4 protein-coding genes are annotated in these 3,735 nt (G+C 71.0%); all 4 read left to right on the forward strand.

Going from position 1 to position 3,735, the window contains the following annotated elements:
• The coding region (locus tag VHS75_RS01665; RefSeq protein ID WP_329636866.1) for a DNA polymerase III subunit gamma/tau at positions 1-1,517 on the forward strand (1,517 nt) is incomplete at its 5' end.
• A 183-nt stretch (positions 1,518-1,700) separates the two neighbouring features.
• Complete coding sequence (locus VHS75_RS01670) at positions 1,701-2,021, forward strand: YbaB/EbfC family nucleoid-associated protein (RefSeq protein ID WP_329636867.1); 321 nt, start codon at positions 1,701-1,703, stop codon at positions 2,019-2,021.
• A 1-nt stretch (position 2,022) separates the two neighbouring features.
• Positions 2,023-2,625 carry a recombination mediator RecR gene (gene recR, locus VHS75_RS01675; RefSeq protein WP_329636868.1) on the forward strand — a complete coding sequence of 201 codons (603 nt, stop codon included), beginning with the start codon at positions 2,023-2,025 and terminating at the stop codon, positions 2,623-2,625.
• A 32-nt stretch (positions 2,626-2,657) separates the two neighbouring features.
• The coding region (locus VHS75_RS01680) for a DNA recombination protein RmuC (RefSeq protein WP_329636869.1) at positions 2,658-3,735 on the forward strand (1,078 nt) is incomplete at its 3' end.

A 3,735-nucleotide genomic window follows, 5' to 3' on the forward strand; every position in this document is an offset into this window, starting at 1 on the left:
CCCTGAACTATGAGCGCGACGGCGTGGATGGGCCGTCCGTCGACCTGACCGTCGAGGGCCGCCATTGCCACGCCATCATCGAGGGCCGGCACATGGACGTGCTGGAGCTCGACGCCGCCTCGCGGACCAAGGTCGATGAGATGCGCGAATTGCTGGACGGGGTGCGCTATGCGCCCACCTCGGCGCGCTACAAGGTCTACATCATCGACGAAGTGCACATGCTGTCGACGCAGTCGTTCAACGCCTTGCTGAAGACGCTGGAAGAGCCGCCGCCGCACGCCAAGTTCATCTTCGCCACCACCGAGATCCGCAAGGTCCCGGTGACCATCCTGTCGCGCACCCAGCGCTTCGACCTGCGCCGCGTCGAGCCGGAGGTCATCGTCAAGAACCTGGAGATGATCTCCGAGGCCGAGGGCGCGCGGGTCGAGGCCGACGGGCTGATGCTGATCGCCCGCGCCGCCGAGGGGTCGGTGCGCGACGCCCAGTCGATGCTCGACCAGGCCATCGTCCAGGCCGAGCCCGGCCAGACGGTCACCGCGGCGACCATCCGCGACATGCTGGGCCTCGCCGACCGGGCGCAGACCATCTCCCTGTTCGAACAGGTGATGAAGGGGGAGGCCGGGCCGGCCATCGAGACCTTCCGCACCCTCTATGGCTACGGCGCCAATCCCGACCAGGTGATGCTGGACCTGCTGGACCACTGCCACGGCGCCTCGGTCGCCAAGGCGATCGGGCCGCAGGCGCTGATCATGCCCAAGGAGCAGGCGCAGCGGCTGGCGGCGGTGGGCGCGGCGGTCTCGGCCGGGACGCTCTCGCGGCTGTGGCAGCTGACCTTGCGGGCCTACGAGGAGGTCCGGCGCGCGCCGGACGCGGCGGCGGCGGCCGACATGGCGCTGATCCGCCTGGCCTATGCCGCGGACCTGCCGGGGCCCGAGGAGGCCCTGAAGCGGCTCCAGGCCGGAGATGCGCCGGCGGCGGGCTCAGCGCCGCAGGGCGGGTCCAGCGGCAGCGGCGGTGGCGCGGCGGCTTCGAGTGGCGGCGGGGCGACGGTGGCGCGGGGCTTTGCAGCGCCGCAGGCCCAGCCGTCGAGCGAGCCGGTGGCCGTGCTCAACACCTTCGAGGAGATGATGGCCCTGATCGAGAAGCGGCGCGACATCGCGCTGAAGCTCGACGTGGAGCGCTATGTCCGCCCGATCAGCTTCCGGCCCGGCGCCATCGAGTACGAGGCTGCGCCGGGCGCGCCTAACAACCTAGCCCAGCGCCTGGTCGGGCGGCTGAAGGAATGGACCGGCGAGCGCTGGCTGATCGCCGCCCAGGGCGGCGGCGGGGCCGAGAGTCTCTGGGAGCGCCAGAAGCGCGAGGAGCGCGAGGTCCGCGCCCAGATCGAGCAGGACCCCTTCGTGCTGGCGGTGATGCAGACCTTCCCGGGCGCCGAGATCGTCGGCATCCGCAAGATCGCCGAGGCCGAAGCCCCGGAAGGCTCGGCCACCGAGACCGAGGACGACGATGAGGATTAAGGCGGCGAAGCTGCGCCTGGTCCCGAGAGGCCCGCGGAGCGGGCGCCTTCCCATTGGAACCACGGAAAACACGGAAAGAGCACGGATTGGCTCCGACGCTTTCCGTGATCTTTCCGTGTCTTCCGTGGTTGAACAGACTGAGCCTCCGCTGTCGCGGAGTCTCGGAAGGGAGCTTTTGCCGTCATGAAGGACCTCGCCGGCCTGATGAAGCAGGCCCAGGCCATGCAGGAGAAGCTGGGCCAGGCCCAGGCGGAGCTGGAGCAGCTGGTGCTGCTGGGCCAGGCCGGTGACGGCATGGTCAAGGTGACGCTCAAGGGCACCGGCCAGATCCTGCGCGTCGACATCGACGACAGCCTGATGATCCCGGGCGAGGCGGACATGGTCGGCGACCTGGTCGCCGCCGCCCACGCCGACGCCAAGCGCCAGCTCGACGGCCGCTCCGCGGAGCTGATGCAGAAGGCGGCCGGGCCGCTCGCCGGCATGCCCGGCATGCCGAAGTTCTGAATTGGCCGCTTCCGCCGGACCCGAGATCGAGCGGCTGATCAGCCTCTTGTCCAAGCTGCCGGGCCTCGGGCCCAGGTCGGCGCGGCGCTCGGCCCTGGCGCTGCTGAAGCGGCGCGACCAGCTTCTGGTCCCCCTGGCCGATGCGCTCGCCGAGGCCGCGGCGAAGGTGAAGGTCTGCGCCACCTGCGGCTCGCTGGACACCCAGGACCCCTGCGCCATCTGCGCCGACAACGGCCGCGACGGCGCGCTGATCTGCGTGGTCGAGGAGGTGGGCGCGCTCTGGGCCATGGAGCGAGCCTCGGCGTTCCGTGGCCGCTATCACGTGCTCGGCGGCCTGCTGTCGGCCCTGGACGGCGTGGGGCCCGACGCGCTGCGGGTGAACGGCCTGGTGTCGCGGGCCTCGGACGGGGCGGTGCGCGAGGTGATCCTGGCGCTGCCCGCCACCGTCGACGGCCAGACCACCGCCCACTACCTCGCCGACCGCCTGGCGAACGCCGGCGTCTCGGTGACCATGCTGGCGCGCGGCGTGCCGGTGGGCGGGGAGCTGGATTGGCTGGATGACGGGACGATCGCCCAAGCCATGCGGGCGCGCCGGCCGGCCTAGCCGCGACTCACCGCCTGCGCTAAGAACGCAACATGAACGGGTATTTGCTCGCGACACTGGCCTTCGCCTTCACCACCGCAGGCGCGGTCGCCTGGGCGGTCCGCGAGCGGATGCGCGCCGCCGCCGCGGAGATGCGGGTGGGCATGCTGCAGGAGCAGGCCCAGCTGGTCACGGCGCAACTCCATCAGTCGGCGACGGGCGTGGCCGAGGCGATCCTCAGGAAGAACGAAGAGGCGATCCACAACCGCGAACAGCTCGCCCAGGCGCGGCTGGAGGCCCAGCTGAAGCCGGTGGCCGAGAGCCTGCAGAAGTTCCAGGAGCATGTGGCGGCGGTCGAGAAGGTGCGCGCTGAGGAGACCGGCGGCCTGAAGGAACAGATCGCGGCCCTGCTGACTGCCTCGGTCGCCACCCAGGACGAGGCGCGCAAGCTCTCGGCGGCGCTGCGGCGCGGGGCCGGTGTGCAGGGGCGCTGGGGCGAGCAGACGCTGCGCAACGTGCTGGAGCATGCAGGGCTCACCAATCGCTACGACTTTGAGGAACAGGCCTCCACCGACACCGAAGAGGGCCGCCGGCGGCCGGATGTGACGGTGAAGCTGCCGGGCGGCGGCGTCTTCGTCATCGACGCCAAATGCTCGCTGAACGCCTTCCTGGAGCTGCAGGACGCGCCGGACGAGGCCAGCCGCGAGGCGATCGGGATGCGCCACGTGCAGAGCGTGCGCAGCCATGTCCAGGGCCTGTCGGCCAAGGCCTATTGGGACCAGTTCGATTCGTCGCCGGACTTCGTGGCCATGTTCGTGCCGCTGGACTCGGCCCTGGCGGCGGCGCTCGACCGCGCGCCGGACCTGATGACCGAGGCGATGGACCGCAAGGTGGTGATCGTCACGCCCACGACCCTCTTCGCGCTGTGCAAGGCGGTGGTCTACGGCTGGCGGGTCGAGGAGCAGGCGGCCAACGCCCGGACCATCGCCGAGCTGGGACGCGAGCTCTATAAGCGCATCGCCACCATGGGCGCGCACGCGGGCTCGGTCGGCATGGCGCTCGAGGCGGCGGTGGCGCGTTACAACCAGTTCGTGGGGTCGCTGGAGACCCAGGTGCTGACCCAGGCGCGGC

It is taken from the genome of Phenylobacterium sp. (genome assembly GCF_036264965.1).
Lineage (GTDB): Bacteria > Pseudomonadota > Alphaproteobacteria > Caulobacterales > Caulobacteraceae > Phenylobacterium.